Source organism: Aeromonas sp. MR19 (assembly GCF_963899305.1).
Taxonomy (GTDB): Bacteria; Pseudomonadota; Gammaproteobacteria; order Enterobacterales; family Aeromonadaceae; genus Aeromonas; species Aeromonas bestiarum.
Window position 1 is genome coordinate 38,979 of sequence record NZ_CAWQWZ010000032.1, and the last position, 23,133, is coordinate 62,111.

Annotated in this window: 21 protein-coding genes; 10 read left to right on the forward strand and 11 right to left on the reverse strand. The window is 61.7% G+C overall.

Features of this window, described 5'->3' with window-relative positions; all coding sequences use genetic code 11:
• Positions 1 to 211: 211 nt before the first annotated feature.
• The 3 genes from AACQ95_RS14610 to AACQ95_RS14620 all read right to left on the reverse strand — a co-directional run bounded on the left by AACQ95_RS14610 (position 212) and on the right by AACQ95_RS14620 (position 4,153).
• The gene (locus AACQ95_RS14610) at positions 212 to 2,263 is read right to left on the reverse strand and encodes an exoribonuclease II (RefSeq protein ID WP_043140738.1); all 2,052 of its coding nucleotides are present in this window, start codon (positions 2,261 to 2,263) and stop codon (positions 212 to 214) included.
• Positions 2,264 to 2,363: 100 nt separating this feature from the next.
• A complete protein-coding gene (locus AACQ95_RS14615; protein WP_241278881.1) occupies positions 2,364 to 3,263 on the reverse strand; it encodes a LysR family transcriptional regulator ArgP in 900 nt (299 codons plus the stop codon).
• 266 nt (positions 3,264 to 3,529) lie between these two features.
• Positions 3,530 to 4,153: an acyl-homoserine-lactone synthase gene (locus AACQ95_RS14620; protein WP_043557422.1), complete on the reverse strand. Its 624-nt coding sequence runs from the start codon at positions 4,151 to 4,153 to the stop codon at positions 3,530 to 3,532.
• A 62-nt stretch (positions 4,154 to 4,215) separates the two neighbouring features.
• On the opposite strand from AACQ95_RS14620, the gene AACQ95_RS14625 reads away from it, so the two are divergent.
• The 3 genes from AACQ95_RS14625 to AACQ95_RS14635 all read left to right on the forward strand — a co-directional run bounded on the left by AACQ95_RS14625 (position 4,216) and on the right by AACQ95_RS14635 (position 7,928).
• Positions 4,216 to 4,998: a LuxR family transcriptional regulator gene (locus AACQ95_RS14625; protein WP_042868909.1), complete on the forward strand. Its 783-nt coding sequence runs from the start codon at positions 4,216 to 4,218 to the stop codon at positions 4,996 to 4,998.
• A 202-nt stretch (positions 4,999 to 5,200) separates the two neighbouring features.
• A complete protein-coding gene (gene lysE, locus AACQ95_RS14630; protein ID WP_241278882.1) occupies positions 5,201 to 5,821 on the forward strand; it encodes an L-lysine exporter in 621 nt (206 codons plus the stop codon).
• Positions 5,822 to 5,948: 127 nt separating this feature from the next.
• A complete protein-coding gene (locus AACQ95_RS14635) occupies positions 5,949 to 7,928 on the forward strand; it encodes a bifunctional 2',3'-cyclic-nucleotide 2'-phosphodiesterase/3'-nucleotidase (RefSeq protein ID WP_241279015.1) in 1,980 nt (659 codons plus the stop codon).
• A 75-nt stretch (positions 7,929 to 8,003) separates the two neighbouring features.
• Here the strand turns inward: AACQ95_RS14635 and AACQ95_RS14640 are convergent, their stop codons facing one another.
• The 8 genes from AACQ95_RS14640 to hslR all read right to left on the reverse strand — a co-directional run bounded on the left by AACQ95_RS14640 (position 8,004) and on the right by hslR (position 15,550).
• Complete coding sequence (locus AACQ95_RS14640; protein WP_043140749.1) at positions 8,004 to 8,480, reverse strand: outer membrane lipoprotein; 477 nt, start codon at positions 8,478 to 8,480, stop codon at positions 8,004 to 8,006.
• Positions 8,481 to 8,618: 138 nt separating this feature from the next.
• On the reverse strand, positions 8,619 to 9,071 hold the full coding sequence (locus tag AACQ95_RS14645; protein WP_241278883.1) for a GNAT family N-acetyltransferase: 453 nt from the start codon (positions 9,069 to 9,071) through the stop codon (positions 8,619 to 8,621).
• A gap of 124 nt (positions 9,072 to 9,195) precedes the next feature.
• Entirely contained in the window at positions 9,196 to 9,591 is a 396-nt protein-coding gene (locus tag AACQ95_RS14650) for a nitrous oxide-stimulated promoter family protein (protein ID WP_172955208.1), read from the reverse strand.
• A 112-nt stretch (positions 9,592 to 9,703) separates the two neighbouring features.
• A complete protein-coding gene (locus AACQ95_RS14655) occupies positions 9,704 to 11,506 on the reverse strand; it encodes an aminopeptidase P family protein (protein ID WP_241278884.1) in 1,803 nt (600 codons plus the stop codon).
• Between the two features lie 33 nt (positions 11,507 to 11,539).
• Positions 11,540 to 12,205: a GntR family transcriptional regulator gene (locus AACQ95_RS14660; protein ID WP_043140759.1), complete on the reverse strand. Its 666-nt coding sequence runs from the start codon at positions 12,203 to 12,205 to the stop codon at positions 11,540 to 11,542.
• A 178-nt stretch (positions 12,206 to 12,383) separates the two neighbouring features.
• Complete coding sequence (gene pckA, locus AACQ95_RS14665; protein ID WP_241278885.1) at positions 12,384 to 14,009, reverse strand: phosphoenolpyruvate carboxykinase (ATP); 1,626 nt, start codon at positions 14,007 to 14,009, stop codon at positions 12,384 to 12,386.
• 149 nt (positions 14,010 to 14,158) lie between these two features.
• Positions 14,159 to 15,043 (reverse strand): Hsp33 family molecular chaperone HslO, encoded by an 885-nt coding sequence (hslO, locus tag AACQ95_RS14670; RefSeq protein WP_043140765.1) that lies wholly within the window; start codon positions 15,041 to 15,043, stop codon positions 14,159 to 14,161.
• 108 nt (positions 15,044 to 15,151) lie between these two features.
• Positions 15,152 to 15,550: a ribosome-associated heat shock protein Hsp15 gene (gene hslR / locus AACQ95_RS14675; protein ID WP_043140769.1), complete on the reverse strand. Its 399-nt coding sequence runs from the start codon at positions 15,548 to 15,550 to the stop codon at positions 15,152 to 15,154.
• 214 nt (positions 15,551 to 15,764) lie between these two features.
• Here hslR and exeC point away from each other — a divergent pair, with 214 nt between their 5' ends.
• From exeC to exeI, 7 genes are all read left to right on the forward strand, one after another.
• Positions 15,765 to 16,613 carry a GspC family type II secretion system variant ExeC gene (exeC, locus tag AACQ95_RS14680; protein ID WP_277604369.1) on the forward strand — a complete coding sequence of 283 codons (849 nt, stop codon included), beginning with the start codon at positions 15,765 to 15,767 and terminating at the stop codon, positions 16,611 to 16,613.
• Positions 16,614 to 16,634: 21 nt separating this feature from the next.
• Positions 16,635 to 18,671 carry a GspD family T2SS secretin variant ExeD gene (gene exeD / locus AACQ95_RS14685; protein WP_241278886.1) on the forward strand — a complete coding sequence of 679 codons (2,037 nt, stop codon included), beginning with the start codon at positions 16,635 to 16,637 and terminating at the stop codon, positions 18,669 to 18,671.
• On the forward strand, positions 18,671 to 20,176 hold the full coding sequence (gene exeE, locus AACQ95_RS14690) for a GspE family T2SS ATPase variant ExeE (protein WP_043557433.1): 1,506 nt from the start codon (positions 18,671 to 18,673) through the stop codon (positions 20,174 to 20,176). Before exeD ends, exeE begins: the two co-directional genes overlap by 1 nt.
• A gap of 71 nt (positions 20,177 to 20,247) precedes the next feature.
• Positions 20,248 to 21,468 carry a GspF family T2SS innner membrane protein variant ExeF gene (gene exeF, locus AACQ95_RS14695; RefSeq protein WP_043140779.1) on the forward strand — a complete coding sequence of 407 codons (1,221 nt, stop codon included), beginning with the start codon at positions 20,248 to 20,250 and terminating at the stop codon, positions 21,466 to 21,468.
• Between the two features lie 151 nt (positions 21,469 to 21,619).
• Positions 21,620 to 22,051: a GspG family T2SS major pseudopilin variant ExeG gene (exeG, locus tag AACQ95_RS14700; protein WP_042868940.1), complete on the forward strand. Its 432-nt coding sequence runs from the start codon at positions 21,620 to 21,622 to the stop codon at positions 22,049 to 22,051.
• A gap of 163 nt (positions 22,052 to 22,214) precedes the next feature.
• Positions 22,215 to 22,766, forward strand: coding sequence for a GspH family T2SS minor pseudopilin variant ExeH (gene exeH, locus AACQ95_RS14705; RefSeq protein WP_241278887.1), 552 nt, complete (start codon positions 22,215 to 22,217; stop codon positions 22,764 to 22,766).
• Positions 22,763 to 23,122 carry a GspI family T2SS minor pseudopilin variant ExeI gene (gene exeI, locus AACQ95_RS14710; protein WP_043140785.1) on the forward strand — a complete coding sequence of 120 codons (360 nt, stop codon included), beginning with the start codon at positions 22,763 to 22,765 and terminating at the stop codon, positions 23,120 to 23,122. The genes exeH and exeI overlap by 4 nt, the downstream gene beginning before the upstream one ends.
• The last annotated feature ends 11 nt before the right edge of the window (positions 23,123 to 23,133 follow it).

The following is a 23,133-nucleotide window of genomic DNA, read 5'->3' on the forward strand; positions in this document are numbered from 1 at the left end:
AGCCTTCACGCCGGTGACTGAGAGGGTGAGCGCTCCCCTGACCATCGCCTCATAGGGGCCGCCTGCTCAGCACTCGCCTGTTGGCTCAAGGGGGCCATGGAGAGGGCTGGTTGCGGGCGGGGGCATCCTCTTTCTGCTGGCCGTGAACAACGGCCATAAAAAAGCCCGCAGGGTTGCGGGCTTTATGGCTATCCAGTTGCTGACGCCGGGCTTATTCCGCCTTGGGGGCGGCCTCTGCAGGAGCGTCAGTGCTCTCGGCTGCAGTGCTCTCGGTCACTGCGCTGTCGGCCACAGGGGCTTCCGGTGCCGGACCCGGCACCAGATCCACCGCCGGTTTGGCGATGAGGGAGCGGGTATCTTCTACCGCCTCGGTCAGCTTGACCTCGATGATCTGGCCCAGCTCATAGACCACTTCGGTCTTGTCCAGGTAGACGCGGCCGTTATCCCAGTTGCACTCCAGCCGCTCCTTGTTGTCCAGGATGTGGCGGGCGGGCATGAAGACCACGGCGCCGTTTTCCTGCAGACGCAGTTTGAGACCAGCACGCATCACGTCGATGATCTCGGCGTTGAACACCTTGTCGGTGCCGGCATCGGCCTTGAGGTAACGGACATAGAGCCAGTCGCCGATGTCGCGCTCCACCCTGCGGTGCAGGCGGCGGCACTCGGTCAGGTGCTCGGTCAGCTCCTGGCTTGGGCGCTCACCCGGGGTCTTGCCAGCGATGACGGCCTTGAGCAGGCGATGGTTGACCATGTCGCCGTACTTGCGGATGGGGGAGGTCCAGGTAGCGTAGGCATCCAGTCCAAGGCCGTAATGGGCACCCGGCTCGGCGGACATCAGCGCATAGCTCTGGAAGCGGCGGATCTTGCCGTCCAGCCAGCGGGTATCCAGGCTGTCGATCCAGCGGCGCAGGGCGCAGAAGCCGGACAGGCTGGCGATCTCTTCCTTCTCGAACGGGGCCTCGGCGCTTTTCAGCAGGTCGATGGCGCCGTCGAGGGACTCTTCATCGAACCCTGTGTGGACGTTGAAGATGCCGTAGCCGACGCTCTTGCCCAGCACGCGACCGGCGCAGATGTTGGCGGCGATCATCGACTCTTCGATCATGCGGTTGGCGATGCGGCGCGGCTCCACGTGGATGGCCAGCACGGCGCCGTTCTCACCCAGCTCGAAGTCGTAGTCGGGTCTGTCCGGGAACACCAGGGCGTGCTCGGTGCGCCATGCGATGCGTGCCTCCGTCATCGCCTTCATCAGCGGCAGCTGGGCCATGACGTCTGCGTCTATGTCCAGCGCCTTGCCATGCTCGGCCCAGTCGGAGACCTCGTCATAGTTGAGGCGGGCGTGGGAGCAGATGCGGGCGGCGAAGAATTCGGTCTCTTCCAGCAGCAGGCCGTCTTCGGCGATCAGCAGGCGGGCGCACAGGGTGTTGCGCTCCTCGCCCTCTTTCAGGGAGCAGAGCTCGTCCGAGAGGGTGCGCGGGATCATGGGCACGTTGCGGCCCGGCATGTAGACGGTGAAGGCGCGCTGGGCGGCTTCCTTGTCCAGCTCGCTGCCTTCGGCCACATAGGCGGTCGGATCGGCGATGGCGACCAGCAGTTCCCAGCCGTTGTCCAGCTTGCGGATGGCCAGGGCGTCATCCATGTCCTTGGTCTTGGCGCCATCTATGGTGAAGAAGGGGGTCGCGGTCAGGTCGGTGCGCGGCAGCTCTTCCTCTTCGATGACGTTCCACTCGGGCAGGTCGGCCGGTTCAATCTGGGCCAGGTTGTGGCGCGCCAGCACCACCCACCAGGGTACGTTGTGGTCTTCCTGATCGGCGATCTTGTGGCTGATCTCGGCGGAGAAGTTGCCATCACTCAGGGCGTGGCGCTTGAGGGTCGCCACCACCCAGTCCCCTTCCTTGAAGGACTTCTCATCCAGACCCTTCTTGGCGCGGGCCTTGATGGCGTCCTTGATCAGCGGATGGTCCGGCACCACGTTGAGGCGATCGCGGAACATCTTCACGCGACCGACGAAGCGGGTCACGGCCTGCTCCAGCAGGGCATCCGGCTCGGCCACTTCCTTCTCTTTTTCGGTACGGATCAGGGCGCTCACCCGGTCACCGTGCATCACCTTCTTCATGTAGGGAGGCGGCACGAAATAGCTGGTCTTCTCATCGACTTCCAGAAAGCCGAAGCCCCGGTCCGAGGCGCGGATCACACCCTCTTTCTTGGGGATGTTTTCGCGGATTTGTTGCTTGAGCTGGGCCAGCAGCGGATTGTCTTGGAACATAAGTGAGGAACCTGAAGTGGAAAACCTGGGTGGAGACCTGATGAAGGATCGCCCAGCACTATACGTTTTTACCCCTCCAAAGCCAAGGTGAATGGCCCCGTCAGCCCCTGTGCAGTGCGTGGCGCCCCTGATCGATCAGGCGCTGGGAGATCTGTTTGTGCAGCCCCCGCTCCAGCACCCAGCGGTGCCAGTAGAGGCGCTCGACCAGGTGATGCTGCAGGCTGAGATCGAGCAGGCTGCCCTGGGTCAGCTGCTGGCGGATCTGCAGTTCGGGGATGAGGCAGTAGGCGAGCCCCTGCTCGGCCATGGCGACGAAGGCCTCCGACGAGCGCACCGTGTGGCAGGGATAGCCGCCGGGCTCCAGCCCGAAGTGGCGTGCCATGAAGCTGACGTGCATGTCGTCACGCTGATCAAACGCCACCGCCGGCGCCTTGGCCAGCGCTGCCCGGGTCATGCCATTTGGAAAATGGCGGGCGACGAAGGCGGGACTGGCGGTGAGCAGGTAGTGCATCTCGCCGAGCTCGTCGACGCAGCAACCCGCCAGCGGCTGGCCGTGCAGGCTGACGGCGCCGAAGGCCTGCCCCTCGCGCACCCGGTCCAGGGTGCGGCACTCGTCATCCACCAGCAGGTTCAGCTCTATGGGGTGCTGCTCCAGCAGAGGTGCGAGGGCTGGCAGGAACCAGGTCGCCAGACTGTCGGCGTTAACCGCTATGCTGACCCGGATCGGGGCCTGGGGTTCGTCGGGTGCTATCTCGCCGGCCAGCTCCAGTTCCAGCTGGCGCACCTGGCGGTAGTGGGCCAGCAGCTTCTGGCCGAGGGGGGTCGCCTGCAGCGGCTGGCTGCGAATGAGCAGCGGCTCGGCGAATTGCTGCTCCAGCTGCTTGATGCGCTGGGAGATGGCGGACTGGGTGATGTGCAGGCGCTGGGCGGCCCGCTCGAAGTTTTGTTCCTGCATCACGGCATCCAGCGCCAGCAGCAGCTTGTAGTCCAGGGCCTTCATCAGCATTCCTTATCCGTACAGGTATTGAGAAGGGATGCTACTGGAGTGGCGACCGCAGGACAACGCTGCGCTGGCCGGATCGCCGACAGGCCCGGCTGGCGTGGTGTGCGGGGTGAAAGCGGGTTTGTCACTGTGAGATGTGACAGTGGTGGTCAAAAGATATTCAGGGGATACTCTTTTGCGTCCGTTTTTGCATGGGGTGGAAACGGGCCATAGCGAGAACTTTTAATCCCGGGTCTTATCCCGGGATTTTTTTATGGCGACTCTCACTCAGTGACCAGCTCGCGGGCATCGGCATACTCGCCCTGCATGGGCTGGCCGACGGCACGGGCGAAGCGCTCATCCAGGTGGAAGCGGATACCGACCCCGCGCACGGCGCCCAGATCCACCGCCTGACGGTGGCCGAGCCGCTCGATGGGCAGGCCGAGACGGCGGAAGATGCGCTCCACCGGCAGGCTGACCACGGCGACCAGTTCCCGGATCCCCTTCGCCCTGGCGAAGGCATAGACCTCGCGGAAGATGATGCAGGTCAGCTCGCTGATGCCGTTGCCGAGCCGGGGAGCCCGTTCGGCATCGATGGCGAGGCGGGTCAGTTCCCAGACGTCGTTGCTGCGCGGCGGCGCCTCACCGGCGAGGGCGCTGGGGAATATGCTGGGCAGCATGTAATCCTGGGCGCAACTGAGCAGCCGGATGCAGCCACACAGGCCCTCTTCATCCTCGATCAGCACCCAATGGGTGTCCGGGGTATCGAAGCTGTCCTGCTCCAGACCACGGTGGGACTCCACATCCCAGCCGAGGCGATCGGAGAAGACGCGATTACGGAAGCGATAAAGCTCGTTTTCTACCTCCCATCTGGGGTGTTCTTTTAATTTTCCTTTGAAAACAAGCATTCAGATGTCTCCATTTCAGTGTTCGGCGCTATAATCGAGGCCCTGGCCAGGGGGGCTAGCATATGAAACAAGACCAACTGCTTGAGTACCTCGAACATTTCACTTCGGTAACGGACGGGGATCGTTTGGCCGAGTTGATCGGTCGGTTCACGCTCGGTATGGGCTATGACTACTACCGGTTCGCGCTGATCATTCCCATGTCGATGCAAAGGCCCAAGGTGGTGCTGTTCAATCAGTGCCCCGACTCCTGGGTGCAGGCCTATACGGCCAACCATATGCTGGCCTGTGATCCCATCATTCAGCTGGCCCGCAAGCAGACCTTGCCCATTTATTGGAACCGGCTGGAAGGACGGGCGCGTTTTCTGCAAGAGGGCAGTCTGGATGTGATGGGGTTGGCGGCGGAGTTCGGGCTGCGCAACGGCATTTCGTTTCCGCTGCACGGTGCGGCGGGGGAAAACGGCATACTGTCGTTCATCACCGCCGAGCGGGCGTCGAGCGATCTGCTGCTGGAGTCCTCGCCCATCCTCTCCTGGATGTCCAACTACATCTTCGAGGCGGCGATCCGGATTGTGCGGGTCAGTCTGCGGGAAGATGACCCTCAGGAGGCCCTGACTGACCGGGAGACGGAATGCCTGTTCTGGGCCAGTGAAGGGAAAACGTCGGGTGAAATTGCCTGCATCCTGGGGATCACGGAACGAACCGTGAACTACCACCTCAATCAGGTCACCCGTAAAACGGGGTCGATGAATCGCTACCAGGCCATCGCCAAGGGGGTGAGCAGTGGCATTTTGCTGCCCAATCTGGAGCAGGTCGTTGTCACCAACTTCCCCAAGCTGATGCAATAAAACCCAATGATTCTCGGGGCAGAGCGACAGGCTCACAATTGTCAGATCATGCAATTGACAGTTGGTGCCGGATGGAATTCATCCCTGCCCTCAGGAATCCTGCTGATTAGGAAAATGAATCCATCAGCAGATTTATGAATTTCTCTGAACACCCCGCCGCCCTTTATAGTGCCGTCCAATCCCTCTTCTGGACGTTCAATCCATGTTCGCAACTAGCCTGCAAGGCTTCACCCTCGGCCTTGCCATGATCATTCCCATCGGTGCCCAGAACGCCTTCGTGCTGAGCCGGGGCATACACCGCAACCACCATCTGCTGGCGGCGACGCTCTGCTGCCTGTGCGATCTCGTGCTGATCGGGATCGGGGTGTTCGGCGGGGCCAACCTGCTGGCGGCCAGCCCTATCGGACTGGCGCTGCTGACCTGGGGCGGCGTGCTGTTTCTCGGCTGGTTCGGCATCCGTTCCCTGCGCAGCGCCTGGCGCGGGCAGGGGGCTGCGCTTGCGGACTCGCCGCAGTTGATGGGGGTCAAGAGCGTGCTGGCCATGACGCTCGGGGTGACCCTGCTCAATCCTCACGTCTATCTGGATACCCTGATGCTGCTCGGCTCCTTCGGCAGCCAGTTTGCCGAGGAGTTGCGACCGGCCTTTGCGGCCGGGGCCATGCTGGCCTCTCTGGTCTGGTTCTACAGCCTGGCGTTTGGCGCGGCTGCGCTCTCGCCCTGGCTTGCCCGCGGAAGGGTTCAGCAAGCGATTGATACTGTTGTTGGTTTCATCATGCTGGGGTTGGCGTTGCAACTGGCGAGCGGGGCTTTGCTGGCCTCATAAGGCTATTTTTGTGCCGTACCTCATAAAAATTAATCCCGGCTTCATGCCCTGACATATTCGTCTGTTAAATTCCCGTCGCTGGTAAAGCGACACTCATAATAAAAGGGACAAGACAGTGAATAAAACCATGAAGCTGGGTGCTATTGCAGCCATCGTGCTGTTGTCTGCCTGTAGCAACGAAAACGACAGCAAGGCGCAACCGGGAGCGGTTGCCCTGCGTCTGATCCAGACCTCCGATATCCACTCCAACGTGCTGGGGTATGACTACTACCAGAACAAGGAGGATCGCAAGTTTGGCTTCTCCCGCACCGCGCTGCTGATCCGCGCGGCCCGCGCCGAAAACCCCAACAACCTGCTGCTCGACAACGGTGACCTGATCCAGGGCACGCCGCTGGCGGATTACATCTTCGAGCAATCCGGTGCCGGCTACCTCGACAAGCAGGCCCATCCTGTGTTCAAGGCGATGAACGAGATCGGCTATGACGCCGGCAACCTGGGCAACCACGAGTTCAACTACGGGCTGGATTACCTCACCAAGACACTGCAGGGCGCCAAGTTCCCCTATGTGAACGCCAACGTGTTCGAGGCGGGTGCCTTCAAGCGCGATGCGAAGGGGCAAGTAGACTGGAGCGGCAACAAGTTCAAGCCTTACCTGCTGCTTGAGCGCAAGGTGAAGGATGACAAGGGCCAGTTGCAGACCGTCAAGGTGGGCATACTGGGACTGACCCCGCCGCAGGTGCTGCAGTGGGACAAGCGTCATCTGGAGGGCAAGGTGGTGGTGGCCGACATGGTCGAGACCGCCAACCACTATGTGCCCGAGCTGCGCGCCAAGGGCGCCGATATAGTCGTGGTGGTGGCCCATACCGGCATCAACGCCAGCAGCTACGAGGCCATGATGGAGAACTCCGCCTGGCATCTGGCCAAGGTGAAAGGGGTGGATGCCCTGATGCTGGGCCACGCCCACAAGAACTTCCCGGGCGATTTCCCGGATCTGCCGGAGGTGGACAACCAGGCCGGTACCCTGAGCGGCGTGCCGACCGTGATGCCCGGCTACTGGGGCAACCACCTCGGTATCATAGACCTCACCCTGCAGCAGGTAGACGGCAAGTGGCAGGTGAAACAGAGCCAGGCCAGCCTGCGCAAGATCGACTCCAGCGAGGGCAGCGCCGTGGATCAGCGGGTGGTGGACCTGGTGCAGGCCGATCACGACGCCACCAACCAGTGGCTGGACGAGCCGCTCGGCAAGATCACCTCCTCCATCCACAGCTTCTTCGCGCTGGTGCAGGACGACCCTTCGGTGCAACTGGTGAGCGATGCCCAGCGCCGCTACGCCGAACAGCTGCAACAGGACGGTCTGCTCAAGGAACCCTACCCGATCCTGTCGGTGGCGGCGCCCTTCCGCGGCGGTCGCAACGGCATCAACGACTTCACCTATGTGGCCCAGGGCGACATCTCCCTGCGCAACGTCTCCGACCTCTACATCTACCCGAACACCCTGCAGGTGGTCGAGGTGAATGGGGCCACCGTCAAGGAGTGGCTGGAGATGAGCGCCGGTCAGTTCAACCAGATAGATACCGGCAAGACAGAGGTGCAGTGGCTGGTGAACGAGAAGTTCCCCACCTACAACTTCGACGTGATCGACGGGGTGAACTACGAGGTGGATATCACCCAGCCGGCACGTTACAGCAAGGAAGGGGCCAAGGTCAGCGATGGCCAGCGCATCAGCGGGCTCACCTTCAACGGTCAGCCCATGGATCCGGCCCAGAAGTTCTACGTGGTGACCAACAACTACCGCGCCAGCGGTGGCGGCCACTTCCCGGGCATAGACGGTAGCAACATAGTGCATGAAGATCCCTCCGAGACGCGGGAGATCATAGCCCAGTACCTGAAGGCCCAGTCTGCTGACAATCCGGGTGGTTTCAGCCCGGCGGCCAACAACAACTGGCACATGAAGGCACTGCCGGCCAACGTGGACGTGCGGCTCTACTCCTCTCCCCGCGAAGAGGCCAGGCAGCTGGCCGGCGCGGATCTGGAGTACAAGTCCACCCTGCCGATGGACGATGCCAAGCACCCCGGCTACGCCATCTTCCGCCTGATCCGTCAGTAATGCCTGACTGACACCGGCGATAAAAAAAGCCCTCGCAGTGCGAGGGCTTTTTCGTGGGCGGCTGCTGGCCTGTGCTTAGTTGACCACGGCCACGTTGATGCTGCCGTTGCCCTGGGTCATGCGTACCCGGGCGCCCGGCACGAAGGTGGGGCTGGCTTTTTGCACCACTACGATGGATTCGCCGTTCTCTTTCTTGATCTCGAGCTCGACGCCATCGACCTGATTGAACTTGTCACCGGCGGCCTTGCCGGCGGCGGCCCCGGCGATGGCGCCACCGGCGGCGGCGATGTCGCTGCCGCGACCGCCCCCTATGGTGCTGCCGAGCAGGCCGCCGACCACGGCGCCGCCTATGGTGCCGACCAGGGAGTTCTCATCGGCCTGGATCTTGACCGGGCGGGTGGAGAGTATGGTGCCGTAGCTGACGGTCTGGACCTGCTTGGCACGATCCTTGGTGTAGACATCACCGGAGTAGACGTCGCTGTTGGCACAGCCGCTGAGGGTGGTGGCTGTGGTGGCGGCCAACAAGGCGATAAGGGTGATACGTTTCAACATGATGGGCCTCCTGGGCTGGCATCTGATCTGGTTAATTCGGTCAGTGAGTTCAACTTTACGCCAACCGGATTGGGCATGAAACCAGCAAAGTGTAACCAATTATAAGACCCGGGCGCTGCAAATCCCGTCAGCAGTGGCTCAGCCGAGCCGTTTTTCCAGCAGCAGGCGATCCTCGCCCGGGCCGAAATAGTCGCGCTCCTCGGCCAGTTGCTGATAACCGAGTCGACAGTAGAGGCGCTGGGCCGGATTGGCGGGATCCACCGTCAGTTTGATCCGATCGATCTCCAGTTTCAGCAGTCCCTGCTCCACCTGCAGCATCATGCGTTCGGCCAGGCCGAAGCCGCGCGCCTCGGGCAACACAGCCAGGGAGAGCAGCCAGCCCTGCGACCGATCCTGTCCCAGCCCGCCCAGGGCATAGCCCAGCAGTTTGCCGTCCAGCTCGGCCACCAGCAGCAGCTCGGGCCAGAGATCCATGGCCTGACGGAAGAAGAAACCGGGGTAGACATCTTCCCCGAAGACGTCGACGTCTATCTGCCAGATGGCGTGCATGTCGGCGTGGCGGGCCACTCTCAAAACGGGGGGCTGATGCATCCGGGCTCCTGTCATTGCGTGCGTGCTGCCGTGCGGCAGTCAAAAAGGAGTGACAGGTTAGTGGGCCATCCGGGCTGATGCAAGCGGGTCTGGTGATGGGGGCGGGCGTCGCAGCTTGCCCGGTTCAGGGCGGCAGGGGCCGGTTGCTGGGCAATCTGGGGGCCTTGCGGCGGCTGTCCAGCAGGTGGCGCAGGGCGAGCCAGGGGTGATGCCACAGCATGCGCGGGCCGCTCCACTTCATGATCAGCTGTATCTGTTTGCGCATGGCCGGGGCGTAGCAGTGGATGTTGCAGTTGGCACAGGTGGGTTTGTGGCCGTGGCCATAGCGGCAGCGCCGCAGGCGCTGGTGGGCGAAGGCTTGCAACTGCTGGCAGTGGCGGCAGGCGGGATCCTGATGATGGTGGTCGCAGTAGAGGCGGATCATGGCGCTGACCGTCTGCTGCTCCCGCTTGAGCCTGGGGTGCTCGGGTGCCTTGCGGGCACGGGGCTGGCGCACGGGATCGGGGTGATGGGTTTTCATGGGGGTCATTGTCCTGACCTGCCCCGGCGGGGTCTTGATACAGGTCAAGCCGGCGGGCAAAAAAACAGGGCCCGCGGGCCCTGTTTCATCAGACAACTCTGCTTGTCTGCGCTTAGATGAGGCTGGTTGCCTGTTCCAGCCAGGCGAGATCCTCACCCTCCAGCAGCGGGCTCAGACGGCGGAATACCTCGACATGGTATTCGTTGATCCAGCGGAACTCGGCCGGGCTCAGCAGGCTGCGCTCGATGAGGCGGGTATCGAACGGCACGTAAGTCAGCCGCTCGAAGCCCAGCATCGACAGCTCGCCGATCTGCTCCTGCTCGGTCACCACCACCAGGTTCTCGCAGCGGATGCCGAACGCATCTTCCCGGTAGTAACCCGGCTCGTTGGAGAGCACCATGCCCGGCTGCAGGGCCACCAGGCTGCCCTTGGGGGCGATGCGCTGCGGGCCTTCGTGCACGCTCAGGAAGTGGCCGACCCCGTGGCCTGTGCCGTGGTCATAGTTGTAACCGGCCTGCCACAGCGGCATGCGGGCCAGCACGTCGAGCTGGATGCCGGCGGTGCCGCGCGGGAAGCGGGCCTGGTCCAGCGCGATATGACCCTGCAGCACCCGGGTAAACATGGCCTTGTGTTCATCGGTGACCTCACCCACCTTGACGGTGCGGGTGATGTCGGTGGTGCCGTCCAGATACTGGGCGCCGGAGTCCACCAGATAGATGCTGTCCTGACCGAAGGCGCGCGGTGTGCCGTTGGTGTGACGGTAGTGGCACATGGCGGCGTTGGGGCCCAGTGCCGAGATGGTATCGAAGCTCGGCTCGACGTAGTGCTCCTGCTCGTGGCGGAAGGCTTCCAGCTGGTCCGCCAGTGTGCCTTCGTCCACCCCTTCAAACTCGCCGGCGGCGATCAGCCGATCCAGCCAGGCGAGGAAGCGGGTGACGGCGACGCCATCGCGCAGATGGGCGCGCTGCATGCCGGCCAGCTCAACGGCGTTCTTGCACGCCTTCGGCAGCATGGTCGGATCCTGACCCGCCACCAGGATGGCGCCTGCCTCTTCCATGATGAGCTGGGTCCAGGCGTTGGCCGTGTTGGGGTCAGCCAGCACTTTTTGCTGGTCTTCCCCTATGCGTTGCAGCACGTCACCCAGCTTGTCGATGGGGTAGACGGAGACATCCTGCCCCACGTGCTGGCTGAAGGCGAAGCAGTCGATCTTGTCGGTGTCGACGAAGAAATCCATGCTGGTGTTGGCGTAGAGCACGGCAAAGCCCAATACCACCGGCAGCCGATCCACGTCGCGACCACGCAGGTTGAGCAGCCAGTTGATGGGCTCGGCCTGGGTCAGCAGTACCGCATCCAGCCCGCGTTTGCGCAGATCGCTGGCCAGCAGTTCACGCTTGGCCTGGCTTGACTGGCCCGCCAGTTCCTCGCTGTAGAGGATGACCGGGGTTTTGGTGGGGGCGGGGCGATCGCTCCAGTGCAGGTCTATGGGGTTCTGCTCCACGCGTACCAGCTCGATACCGCGCTCGGTCAGCACGGCCCTGGCGTTTTGATACCAGGCCAGGCTGTGCAGGCGGGCATCGAAGCCGACCCGGGAGCCGGACGGCAGCTGATCCGCCAGCCACTGGACGTGGGGATCTTCGTTCAGATGGAGAAACTCAAACAGCTCGGCCGGTGCCTGCATGCGGGCTTGCACCGTGTAACGACCGTCGATGAACAGGGCCGCCCGCTGCGCCATTATGATGGCGAGCCCGGCGGAGCCGTTGAAACCCGTGATCCAGTCCAGACGCTCGGCGTAGGCGGGGATGTACTCGCCCAGGTGCTCGTCATCGTGGGGGACTATGAAGGCGTCCAGCTCTTGTGTGGCCAGTGTGGCCCTGACCTGGGCGACGCGGGTTTCAATAATCTCGAAATGATTCATGTCGTTAATGCCAGATTGTTGTGATGTGAGTGTTCATTGGTGGTGGCCGCTGTCCAGGATCCGCTTGACTGACTGGCCAGCCGCCTCGATATGTTGCTTGAGCAGCACCACGGCCTCGTGTTTGCGACGGGCGCGGCACAGTTCCAGCAATTGGGCGTGTTCACGCTCGGCCTTGTCCACTCCGTCGCTGGCAAACAGCAGCTCGAAGCGCACATAGCGGTCACAGCTCAGATTGATCTGGGCGATCAGCTCCAGCGCCTGGGGGCGGCCGGCAGCCTGATAGAGGGTGGCGTGAAAACTGTGGTTCAATTCGGCCCAGTGTTCGATCTGGGTGCCTGACTCGAGCGCCTGATCAAACTGGGCGAGGATGGCCTGTGCCTTGACGAAGGTCTCCTCCGTCATCATATCCACGGCGTGAAACAGGGTATCGGCTTCCAGCAGGGCTCGCAAATAAAAGAGCTCCTCGATGGCCGAGGCGTCCAGCATGGTGACCACGGCGCCGCGGTGGGCCTCGAACTTCACCAGCCCCTGGGCCTCCAGCTGCATCAGGGCTTCGCGCACCGGAATGCGGCTCACCGCCAGCTCCTTGGCGATGGCATCCTGACGCAGGGGGGCGCCGGCGGGGAATTCGCCACGCAGGATCCGGCCACGGAGATTTTCCATCACCATCTGGGTTCGGGTCTTGTAGGGTGGGGTCATGGTCGGGTCACAGGGGATTCGTTACAAAATTGTATATTGTATAAAGTTGGGCTGAATCTAACGCGCAACCGCCCACAAGGCAAGGTTTGGCGGGGATCAAACGCCGTCCTCTGGTTAAAAAAATACCGGTCAGCAGGGCTGACCGGTATGGATGTCGGCAAGAGAAGGAAGGCTGGTGTTACAGCTGCGGACCCGCAGCAACCAGGCGCTTGCCCTCTTCGTTGTCGGTGAAGCGCTCGAAGTTCTTGATAAAGCGCTGGGCCAGATCCTGGGCCTTGGCATCCCACTCGGCCTTGTTGGCGTAAGTGTCGCGCGGGTCGAGGATCGCCGGGTTCACGTCGTGCAGCGCGGTCGGCACTTCCAGATTGAAGGTCGGCAGCACCTTGGTCTCGGCCTTCTCGATGGAACCGTCCAGGATGGCGTCTATGATGGCGCGGGTATCCTTGATGGAGATGCGCTTGCCGGTGCCGTTCCAGCCGGTGTTGACCAGGTAGGCTTCTGCGCCGGCCGCTTCCATCCGTTTCACCAGCTCCTGACCGTACTTGGTCGGGTGCAGGCTGAGGAAGGCAGCACCGAAGCAGGAGGAGAAGGTCGGGGTCGGTTCTGTGATGCCACGCTCGGTACCGGCCAGTTTGGCGGTGAAGCCGGACAGGAAGTGGTACTTGGTCTGCTCCTTGGTCAGCTTGGAGACAGGGGGCAGCACGCCGAAGGCATCGGCGGTCAGGAAGATCACCTTGTTGGCATGACCCGCCTTGGAGACCGGCTTGACGATGTTTTCGATGTGATAGATGGGGTAGGAGACACGGGTATTCTCGGTCTTGGAGCCATCATCGAAGTCGATGGTGCCATCGGCGGCAACGGTCACGTTCTCCAGCAGCGCATCGCGACGGATAGCGTTGAAGATGTCCGGCTCGGCTTCCTTGGAGAGCTTGATGGTCTTGGCGTAGCAACCCCCTTCGAAGTTGAACACGCCGTCGTCGTCCCAGCCGTGCTCGTCATCGCCGATCAGCTGACGCTTGGGATCGGTGGAGAGGGTGGTCTTGCCGGTGCCGGAGAGGCCGAAGAAGATGGCCACGTCGCCGTCCTGACCCACGTTGGCGGAGCAGTGCATGGAGGCAATGCCGCGCAGGGGCAGGAAGTAGTTCATCATGGAGAACATGCCCTTCTTCATCTCGCCACCGTACCAGGTGCCGCCGATGAGCTGGATCTTCTCGGTCAGGTTGAAGGCGACGAAGTTCTCGGAGTTGAGACCCTGCTCCTTCCAGTTCGGGTTGGTGCACTTGGCACCGTTCATCACCACGAAGTCAGGTTTGAAGGCTTTCAGCTCTTCATCGCTCGGGCGAATGAACATGTTCTTGACGAAGTGAGCCTGCCAGGCCACCTCTGTGATGACGCGCACCGCCAGGCGGGTATCCGGGTTGGCACCGCAGAAGCCATCGACCACAAACAGGCGCTTGCCGGAGAGCTGTTTGGTCACCAGGGATTTCAGATGTGACCACACTTCCGGGGTAATAGCTTTGTTATCGTTTTTACCCTGGTCAGACCACCACACAGTATTCTGGGTAGTAGCGTCTTTGACGATATATTTATCTTTCGGGGAGCGGCCGGTGAAGATGCCGGTGTTTACGTTGACGGCGCCCAGCTCGGTCACCACGCCGCGCTCGAACCCTTCCAGGTCAGAACGTGTCTCTTCCGCGAAAAGCTGATCGTAAGAGGGGTTGCGAACGATTTCTTGGCTGTTTTTGATACCGTACTGGTCCAGTCCTAATTGTTGGGCCAGGGTGGGTTCTGCCACGATTGTCATTGTATTCTCCTGGGTTCAGAGGTTTGTAGGGTTCTATCTGGCGTTCATCCTATCACTTAGGTGGTAGAGTTTAGCGATCGCCATCAAACTTTATAAAATAGGGTATTTTTTTGTTATTTAAGTTAAAGGCGGGTTTTGCCCGCCTTCAATTAGTGTAACTTGTTTGCATCATTATCGGGAGCCCTGCTGAACAGGGTTTCGACGTCGATCCCGTCGAATTGGTACTGGGCGCCGCAATAATCACAATGCATGTCGATCTTGCCGAGCTCCTGCACCATCTCCATGACTTCTTCCTTTTCTATCTGCAGCAGGGCCCCTTCGCAGCGTGCGCGGGAGCAGGTGCAGCGGAACTCGACCGCCTGCGGATCGAACACCCGCACCTTGTCCTGGTGATAGAGGCGGTAGAGGATCTCTTCCGCTTCCAGGCCGAACAGCTCTTCATCCTTGATGGTGGCGGTGAGCTGGGTCAGGTGATCGAAATCTGCGCTGTGATCCTCGCTCTGGGCGGGCAGCGCCTGCAGCAGGATACCGGCGGCGCGGGGCTCACCCTGGTGGTAGCCGGTACGGATCCACAGCTTGGTGGCCAGCTGTTCAGACTGGGCGAAGTAGTGCTCCAGGCAGCCTGCCAGGGTGTCGGCGTCCAGCGCTATGATGCCCTGGTAGCGCTCGCCCTGTTCCGGGGTGATGGTGATGATCAGCTGACCTTCGCCGATCAGGCTCTGCAGCTTGCCATCGCTCGGCAGCTCGCCCTCAAAACGGGCCACGCCGCGCAGTTGCTGGTTGTTGTCACCGTTGATGACGGCGAGGCGCACCGGGCCATCGCCCTGCAACTGCACTGTGATGGAGCCTTCAAACTTGAGGGTGGCGGTCAGCAGGCTGGTGGCGACCAGCAGCTCACCCAGGAGTTTTTGCACCTGCACCGGGTAGTTCTGGGCTTCCACCACGTGGCGATAGGTATGGTCCAGCTGGACCAGCTCACCCCGGACTTCGTACTCTTCAAACAGATAGCGATACAGGAGATCTTGGTTACTCATCATGCATTCCTGGGTTCTTAGGTGAGGTAAATAGATAAAAACATTATTAAACAGGTGGTTAGGAACTAATCCCATTTCCTGTCGTCATAAAAGAGCCACGTTGGCGAGTCAGTATTGCTTGACCTTGATCAGCTGGCGCCGCTCCTGCTTGTCGGGACGACGCTCGGGGCTCGGGGCAAACTGGCTGTTGAAGCGGCGCGCCTCGCTGTTCTCGGCCCGTTTTTTCAGGCTGGCCTCCGTCTCTTCATAGAGCAGCTGGGCCAGCGGGGCGGACTTGCGCTGTTCGCTCACTTGCAGCACCCGCACCTCCCGTTCGTCCTGGCCTTGCCAGACACGGATGAGGGCACCGGCTTCGACGGCCTTGCCCGGCTTGCTGCGCTGGCCGTTGTAGTGCACCTTGCCCCCTTCAATCTGCTCGCGGGCCAGGCTGCGGGTCTTGTAAAAACGCGCCGCCCACAACCATTTGTCGAGGCGGACCTGGGTTGTGGTTTCTGCGGGATTCGGCATGAATCGACTCCGGGATGGCTGAAAGGGGAGCCTGATTATACCAGAGGCAGGCCTCGGGATAGAAACGGGGGGGCTTATGGTGTGACGGAATGTCAATTTTCGCAGCTTCATCCCATCCGGTCGGTTGTCTCTGGGTCCATTGCCGTACACAATAGCCAACCGATTTGGATGCCAGAATATATTGATAAACATGACGCTACCGTTCAGGGATGACTTGTTGAGCTCCCTTCTGGCCCGTTGCAAAACCGTGCCGCTCTCCCGTTTCAGCCAGCCCCTGTTCTGGCTTCTGCTGCTGTTGCTGGCCCACCAGTGCGCCGGTCTCACCTGGCGTCTGCTGGATCTCGGCAGCCAGCAGGCCAGCCAACCCTGGCAGCCGGCCATGGTCGCCAGTCAGGGCCAAGGTTCGGCCCGGCTCGATCTCAGCGGCATCAGCCGGCTGTCGCTGTTCGGCAAGGCGAAGCAACAGGCCCAGGCGGCCGATGCTGTCGCAGCCGATGCCCCCAAGACTCAGCTCAACGCCCAGCTCAACGGTGTGCTGGCGAGTTCAGATCCGGCCAAATCCATCGCCATCATCGCCCACAACGGCGTGCAGAACTCCTATGGCATCGGTGATTTCATCGATGGCACCCAGGCCAAGATCCGTCAGGTATTCGCCGATCGCGTCATCATAGAGCGGGACGGGCGGGACGAGACCCTGATGCTGGACGGGGAAGAGTACGGCAAGCCGTTGCCCAAACCGGGCAATCAGGATGACAAGCTCTCCTCGGTGCGCAGCGAACTGCTGGGCAACCCCGGCAAGATCACCGATTACCTCAATATTTCCCCGGTGCGGGTAGATGGCCGCATGGTTGGCTATCGCCTCAATCCGGGCAGCAATCCAGAGCTGTTCAATCAACTCGGTCTGGTCGCCAACGACATGGCGGTCAGCATCAATGGCCTGGATTTGCGGGATAACGCTCAGGCCATGCAGGCAATGCAGCAGGTGGCTGGCGCCACGGAAATGACCGTCACCGTCGAGCGGCAAGGACAGCTCTACGACGTTTATGTCGGCTTGTCAGAATAATGATTTGGAGTAGCACCAAGAATGATAAATAAAGGGAAGGGCTGGCGTCTGGCCACGGTTGCGGCGGCGCTGATGATGGCGGGCTCCGCCTGGGCCACCGAGTATTCTGCCAGCTTCAAGAATGCCGACATCGAAGAGTTCATCAACACGGTCGGCAAGAACCTGAGCAAGACCATCATCATAGAGCCTTCGGTGCGCGGCAAGATCAACGTCCGCAGTTACGACCTGCTCAACGAGGAGCAGTACTACCAGTTCTTCCTGAGCGTGCTCGACGTCTATGGCTTCGCCGTGGTGCCCATGGATAACGGTGTGCTCAAGGTGGTGCGCTCCAAGGACGCCAAGACCTCGGCCATCCCGGTGGTGGATGAGACCAACCCGGGCATAGGCGACGAGATGGTGACCCGGGTAGTGCCTGTGCGCAACGTCTCGGTGCGCGAACTGGCGCCCCTGCTGCGTCAGCTCAATGACAACGCCGGTGGCGGCAACGTGGTCCATTACGATCCCTCCAACGTGCTGCTCATCACGGGCCGTGCCGCCGTGGTCAACCGTCTGGTGGAAGTGGTACGCCGGGTCGACAAGGCGGGCGATCAGGAAGTGGACATCATCAAGCTGAAATATGCCTCCGCCGGCGAGATGGTGCGGCTGGTGACCAACCTCAACAAGGATGGCAACAGTCAGGGCGGCAACACCTCCCTGCTGCTGGCCCCCAAGGTAGTGGCCGACGAGCGTACCAACTCTGTGGTGGTCAGTGGCGAACCCAAGGCGCGGGCCCGCATCATACAGATGGTGCGCCAGCTCGACCGGGATCTGCAGAGCCAGGGCAACACCCGGGTCTTCTACCTGAAATATGGCAAGGCCAAGGACATGGTGGAGGTGCTCAAGGGCGTCAGCTCCAGCATAGAAGCGGACAAGAAGGGCGGCGGCACCGCCACGACAGCGGGTGGCGGCGCCAGCATAGGGGGTGGCAAGCTGGCCATCTCTGCCGACGAGACCACCAATGCCCTGGTCATCACGGCCCAGCCGGATGTGATGGCCGAGCTGGAGCAGGTGGTCGCCAAGCTGGATATCCGCCGCGCCCAGGTACTGGTTGAGGCGATCATAGTTGAGATCGCCGACGGCGACGGCCTCAACCTCGGCGTGCAGTGGGCCAATACCAACGGCGGCGGCACCCAGTTTTCCGATACCGGTCTGCCCATCGGCTCGGTGGCCATCGCCGCCAAGGATTACCAGGATAACGGCACTACCACGGGTCTGGCTGCCTTGGCGAAAGACTTCAACGGCATGGCGGCCGGTTTCTACAAGGGCAACTGGGCCGCGCTGGTAACGGCGCTCTCCACTAACACCAAGAGCGATATTCTCTCCACCCCGAGTATCGTCACCATGGACAACAAGGAAGCCTCCTTCAACGTCGGTCAGGAAGTGCCGGTGCAGAGCGGCTCCCAGAGCTCGACCACCAGCGATCAGGTGTTCAACACCATAGAGCGCAAGACGGTGGGCACCAAGCTGGTGGTGACGCCGCAGATCAACGAAGGGGATTCCGTGCTGCTCAATATCGAGCAGGAGGTCTCCAGCGTGGCGCAGAAACAGGCGACCGGTACTGCCGATCTGGGCCCCACCTTCGATACCCGTACCATCAAGAACGCCGTGCTGGTGAAAAGCGGCGAGACTGTGGTGCTGGGTGGCCTGATGGATGAGCAGACTCAGGAGAAGGTTTCCAAGGTACCTTTGCTGGGCGACATACCCGTGCTCGGCTATCTGTTCCGCGCCACCAACAACACCACCTCCAAACGCAACCTGATGGTCTTTATCCGGCCGACCATATTGCGGGATGCCAACGTCTACTCCGGCATTTCCAGCAACAAGTACACCATGTTCCGGGCCGAACAGATCGAGGCTGCGGCTCAGGAGAACTACCTCACCTCGCCCAAACGCCAGGTGCTGCCGGAATATGGCCAGGATGTGACCCAGTCGCCCGAGGCGCAGAAGCAGATCGAGCTGATGAAGGCGCGCCAGCAGGCGACGGCCGACGGAGCTCAGCCATTCGTGGGTAACAAGTAATGGCAGCGTACCAGCTCGATGACACGAGTCTGCCTGCGGCCCTGCCCGAGCTGCCGTTCGCCTTTGCCCGCAACTTCGGTGTCGTCCTGACCGAGCGGCAGGGGACCCCCCTGCTGCTGTGCCGTCCGGGGGTGGCGCCGCAAACCCTGCTGGAGGTGCGGCGAGTGGCGGGCTGCGCCTTCGAGGTGGAGCAGCTCGGCAGTGACGAGTTTGAAGAGCTGCTGATGGCGCACTACCAGCGCGACTCTTCCGAGGCGCGCCAGCTGATGGAAGATCTCGGCAACGAGATGGACTTCTTCGCCCTGGCCGAGGAGCTGCCGCAAAGCGAGGATCTGCTGGACGCCGATGACGACGCCCCCATCATTCGCCTCATCAACGCCATGTTGAGCGAGGCGATAAAAGAGGAGGCGTCTGACATCCATATCGAGACCTTCGAGCGGGTGCTGGTCATTCGCTTCCGCATCGATGGCGTGTTGCGGGAGATACTGCGGCCTCATCGCAAGCTGGCTTCCCTGCTGGTGTCGCGCATCAAGGTCATGTCGCGGATGGACATAGCCGAGAAGCGGGTGCCCCAGGATGGCCGCATCTCGCTGCGTATCGGTGGCCGGGCGGTGGACGTGCGGGTGTCGACCATGCCGTCCAGCTACGGCGAGCGGGTGGTATTGCGTCTGCTCGACAAGAACAACGTGCGCCTCGAGCTCAAACAGCTCGGCATGACGCTGGCCAACCGCAATATCATCAGCGAACTCATTCGCAAGCCCCACGGCATCATTCTGGTGACGGGCCCGACCGGTTCGGGCAAGTCCACCACCCTGTATGCGGCGCTCTCCGAGATCAACTCGCGGGATCGCAACATTCTCACGGTGGAAGATCCTATCGAATATGACCTGGAGGGTGTGGGTCAGACTCAGGTCAACACCAAGGTGGACATGACCTTCGCCCGCGGCCTGCGCGCCATTCTGCGTCAGGATCCGGATGTGGTGATGGTGGGGGAAATTCGCGACCTCGAGACCGCCCAGATAGCGGTGCAGGCCTCTCTGACCGGTCACCTGGTGATGTCGACCCTGCACACCAACACCGCCATAGGTGCCATCACCCGGATGCGGGACATGGGGATAGAGCCTTTCCTGCTCTCCTCGTCCCTGTTGGCTGTGCTGGCCCAGCGGCTGGTGCGGACCCTCTGCCCGGATTGCCGCGCCCCGCGCCCCATCACCGAGCAGGAGCGTCTGGCCATGGGCATGGAACTGGCGCCGGATCAGCAGGTGTGGCGGCCGGTGGGCTGCGAGCAGTGCAACCACACCGGCTATCGCGGCCGGACCGGCATTCACGAGCTGGTGGTGATCGACGAGGCGGTGCGCGAGGCGATCCACAGCGCCAGCGGCGAACTCGCCATCGAGCGGCTGATCCGGGACCATACCCCCAGCATACGCCGCGACGGCATCGACAAGGTGCTCAAGGGCCAGACCAGCCTCGAAGAAGTGCTGCGCGTGACCCGGGAAGATTGATGTTTGGTCAGGCAAGCGATTTGAATCGGGATAACGAGACGTCACAGTGCTAGGGCAGAGGAGCAAGAGTATTGTCTGCATTTGAATACAAAGCCCTCGACAGCAAGGGGCGCCAGAAGCAGGGGGTGACCGAGGGTGACTCGGCCCGTCAGGTACGCCAGCAACTGCGTGAGCAGGGGCTGACCCCGCTCGAGGTGAACGAGACCACAGAGAAGGCAAAGCGGGAAGCGAATCGCTTCGTGCTGTTTCGCCGTGGCGCCTCCACCTCGGAGCTGGCCCTCATCACCCGTCAGCTGGCGACCCTGGTGGGCGCAGGGCTGACCATCGAAGAGGCGCTGCGGGCGGTGGCCGAGCAGTGCGAGAAGGCCCACCTGCGCAGCCTGGTGGCGACGGTACGCAGCAAGGTGGTAGAGGGTTACTCCCTGGCCGATTCGCTGGGGGCCTTCCCTCACGTGTTCGATCAGCTGTTTCGCTCCATGGTGGCGGCCGGTGAAAAATCGGGCCATCTGGAGAAGGTGCTGAACCGGCTCGCCGACTACACGGAGCAGCGCCAGCACATGCGCACCAAGCTGCTGCAGGCGATGATCTACCCCATAGTCCTCACTCTGGTGGCGGTCGGGGTCATCTCTATCCTGCTCACCGCAGTCGTGCCCAAGGTGGTGGCCCAGTTTGAACACATGGGCCAGCAACTGCCTGCGACGACCCGTTTCCTCATCGGCACCAGCGAGCTGATGCAGCACTACGGCCTCTGGTTCCTGCTGCTGCTGTTTATCGGTGGTTTTGTCTGGCGCTGGTGGCTGACCGACGAGAAGCGTCGCCGTCACTGGCATCAGGTGGTGCTGCGCCTGCCGGTCATAGGCCGGGTCAGCCGTGGTCTCAACACGGCCCGCTTCGCCCGCACCCTGAGCATACTCAACGCCAGCGCAGTGCCCCTGCTGGAGGGGATGAAGATCGCCGGCGAGGTGCTCTCCAATGACTTCGCCCGTACTCGCATCGGTGAGGCCACCGAACGGGTGCGGGAGGGGACCAGCCTGCGCAAGGCACTGGATGAAACCAAAATTTTCCCGCCCATGATGCTGCACATGATCGCCTCCGGCGAGCAGAGCGGCGAGCTCGACAGCATGCTGGAGCGGGCGGCTGACAACCAGGACAGGGAATTTGAAACCCAGGTGAATATCGCCCTCGGCGTGTTCGAGCCCCTGCTGGTGGTCTCCATGGCCGGGGTCGTGCTGTTTATCGTGATGTCGATCCTGCAGCCGATCCTCGAGCTCAACAACATGGTGAATTTGTAAGGTTCGGGTGTCCGAATACGCTTCGCTATTCGAACCTACAAATCCAATCGAACTCGCAGGTTCGATTAGCCGGCAGGCGTAATCGAACGATCGCGGTTTAACAGTTAATCGTTGATGGTTCATGCCATCTCATTTCGTTAGGGAGTAAGTCATGCAAAAGCGTCGTCAATCCGGTTTTACCCTGCTGGAAGTCATGGTGGTCATAGTGATCCTCGGGATCCTGGCCAGCCTGGTGGTGCCCAACCTGATGGGCAACAAGGAGAAGGCTGACCAGCAGAAAGCCGTCTCCGATATAGTGGCGCTGGAAAATGCCCTCGACATGTACAAGCTGGACAACAACCGTTACCCGACCACGGAGCAAGGCCTGGACGCACTGGTCAACAAGCCGACCGCCGCCCCCGAGCCGCGCAGCTACCGTGACGGCGGCTACATCAAGCGCCTGCCGCAGGATCCCTGGGGCAACCCGTACCAGATGCTGAGCCCGGGCCAGTTTGGCAAGATCGACATCTTCTCCATGGGGCTGGATGGCGAAGCCGGTACCGATGACGATATCGGCAACTGGAATCTGAAGGATTTCCAATAAGTGATTGATTGCGCTGCCATCAAGCTGCTGTGGATGAGGCTGCCGTGAGGGGCTTGTCGTCTCGCCATCGCCAAGCCGATTTCCCCCTGCTGGAGGTGATGTTGAGTGGCGCCATGCTGATGAGGCTGGAGCCTGCTGTCGTCACCTTGGTGGGGTGGGACCAATGAGGCGTCATCGCCAGTCGGGTTTCACCCTGCTGGAGGTATTGCTGGTCGCCATGCTGATGGGGCTGGTGGCCACCGCCGTTACCCTCAGCATGGGGGGCGCCAGAGGCGATCGCGAGCTCGACAAGCAGGCGCGCCGCTTCATGGCGACCCTGCAACAGGCGCAGGAGTATTCGGTGATGGATGGCCGGCTGGTGGGGCTTCGCATCGAGGATCACGGCTGGCAGTTCATGCAGCGTCAGGCCAAGGATCGCAAGTGGCAGGCGCTGACCGGCGACAAGATCCTGGGACAGGTACAACTGCCCGACACCATGCTGCTGGCCATCGAACTCGAAGGGTTCAGCTGGCGAACCGAGTCCGACGAGAAAACCGAGCGGGGTCGGGACGAGAAGGAGCGCACGCCCCAGGTGCTGATCTTCCCCGGTGGCGAGCTCAGCCCCTTCGTGCTGACGCTGACCCAGCAGGATGAGGATGTGCGCTACCTGCGTACGGTCAAGGCGGATGAATTCGGCCGCTTGCGACTGCTGCAGGACGAGGAGGAAGAGGAATGAACGCCCGTGGCATGACATTGCTGGAAGTCATGGTCGCACTGGCGGTGTTTGCCATCGCGGGTCTCGCCGTGATGAAAACCGCCAGCGAGCACCTCTCTGCGCTCAATTATCTGGAAGAGAAGACGCTGGCGACCTGGGTGGTGGAGAATCAGCTGGTGCAGCAGAAGCTGGAGGCCAAGTGGCCTGGTGACAGTTGGGTGGAGGGGGACGAGCAGATGGCGGGCCAGACCTGGTACTGGCGCTATCGCGGCGTCGCCACCGCCGACAACAACTTCAAGGCGCTGGATATGGAAGTGCGTACCGCGCCCAAGGCCGAGAGCCCAGTGGCCTTCATCCGGACCTATATCAGCCGATGACAACAGCCAAC

Coding starts and splice junctions, on each gene's coding strand:
- AACQ95_RS14610 (WP_043140738.1), bottom strand. CDS start 2,263: ATGTTCCAAGACAATCCGCTGCTGGCCCAGCTCAAGCAACAAATCCGC.
- AACQ95_RS14615 (WP_241278881.1), bottom strand. CDS start 3,263: ATGAAGGCCCTGGACTACAAGCTGCTGCTGGCGCTGGATGCCGTGATG.
- AACQ95_RS14620 (WP_043557422.1), bottom strand. CDS start 4,153: ATGCTTGTTTTCAAAGGAAAATTAAAAGAACACCCCAGATGGGAGGTA.
- AACQ95_RS14625 (WP_042868909.1), top strand. CDS start 4,216: ATGAAACAAGACCAACTGCTTGAGTACCTCGAACATTTCACTTCGGTA.
- lysE (WP_241278882.1), top strand. CDS start 5,201: ATGTTCGCAACTAGCCTGCAAGGCTTCACCCTCGGCCTTGCCATGATC.
- AACQ95_RS14635 (WP_241279015.1), top strand. CDS start 5,949: ATGAAGCTGGGTGCTATTGCAGCCATCGTGCTGTTGTCTGCCTGTAGC.
- AACQ95_RS14640 (WP_043140749.1), bottom strand. CDS start 8,480: ATGTTGAAACGTATCACCCTTATCGCCTTGTTGGCCGCCACCACAGCC.
- AACQ95_RS14645 (WP_241278883.1), bottom strand. CDS start 9,071: ATGCATCAGCCCCCCGTTTTGAGAGTGGCCCGCCACGCCGACATGCAC.
- AACQ95_RS14650 (WP_172955208.1), bottom strand. CDS start 9,591: ATGAAAACCCATCACCCCGATCCCGTGCGCCAGCCCCGTGCCCGCAAG.
- AACQ95_RS14655 (WP_241278884.1), bottom strand. CDS start 11,506: ATGAATCATTTCGAGATTATTGAAACCCGCGTCGCCCAGGTCAGGGCC.
- AACQ95_RS14660 (WP_043140759.1), bottom strand. CDS start 12,205: ATGACCCCACCCTACAAGACCCGAACCCAGATGGTGATGGAAAATCTC.
- pckA (WP_241278885.1), bottom strand. CDS start 14,009: ATGACAATCGTGGCAGAACCCACCCTGGCCCAACAATTAGGACTGGAC.
- hslO (WP_043140765.1), bottom strand. CDS start 15,043: ATGAGTAACCAAGATCTCCTGTATCGCTATCTGTTTGAAGAGTACGAA.
- hslR (WP_043140769.1), bottom strand. CDS start 15,550: ATGCCGAATCCCGCAGAAACCACAACCCAGGTCCGCCTCGACAAATGG.
- exeD (WP_241278886.1), top strand. CDS start 16,635: ATGATAAATAAAGGGAAGGGCTGGCGTCTGGCCACGGTTGCGGCGGCG.
- exeE (WP_043557433.1), top strand. CDS start 18,671: ATGGCAGCGTACCAGCTCGATGACACGAGTCTGCCTGCGGCCCTGCCC.
- exeG (WP_042868940.1), top strand. CDS start 21,620: ATGCAAAAGCGTCGTCAATCCGGTTTTACCCTGCTGGAAGTCATGGTG.
- exeH (WP_241278887.1), top strand. CDS start 22,215: ATGAGGCGTCATCGCCAGTCGGGTTTCACCCTGCTGGAGGTATTGCTG.
- exeI (WP_043140785.1), top strand. CDS start 22,763: ATGAACGCCCGTGGCATGACATTGCTGGAAGTCATGGTCGCACTGGCG.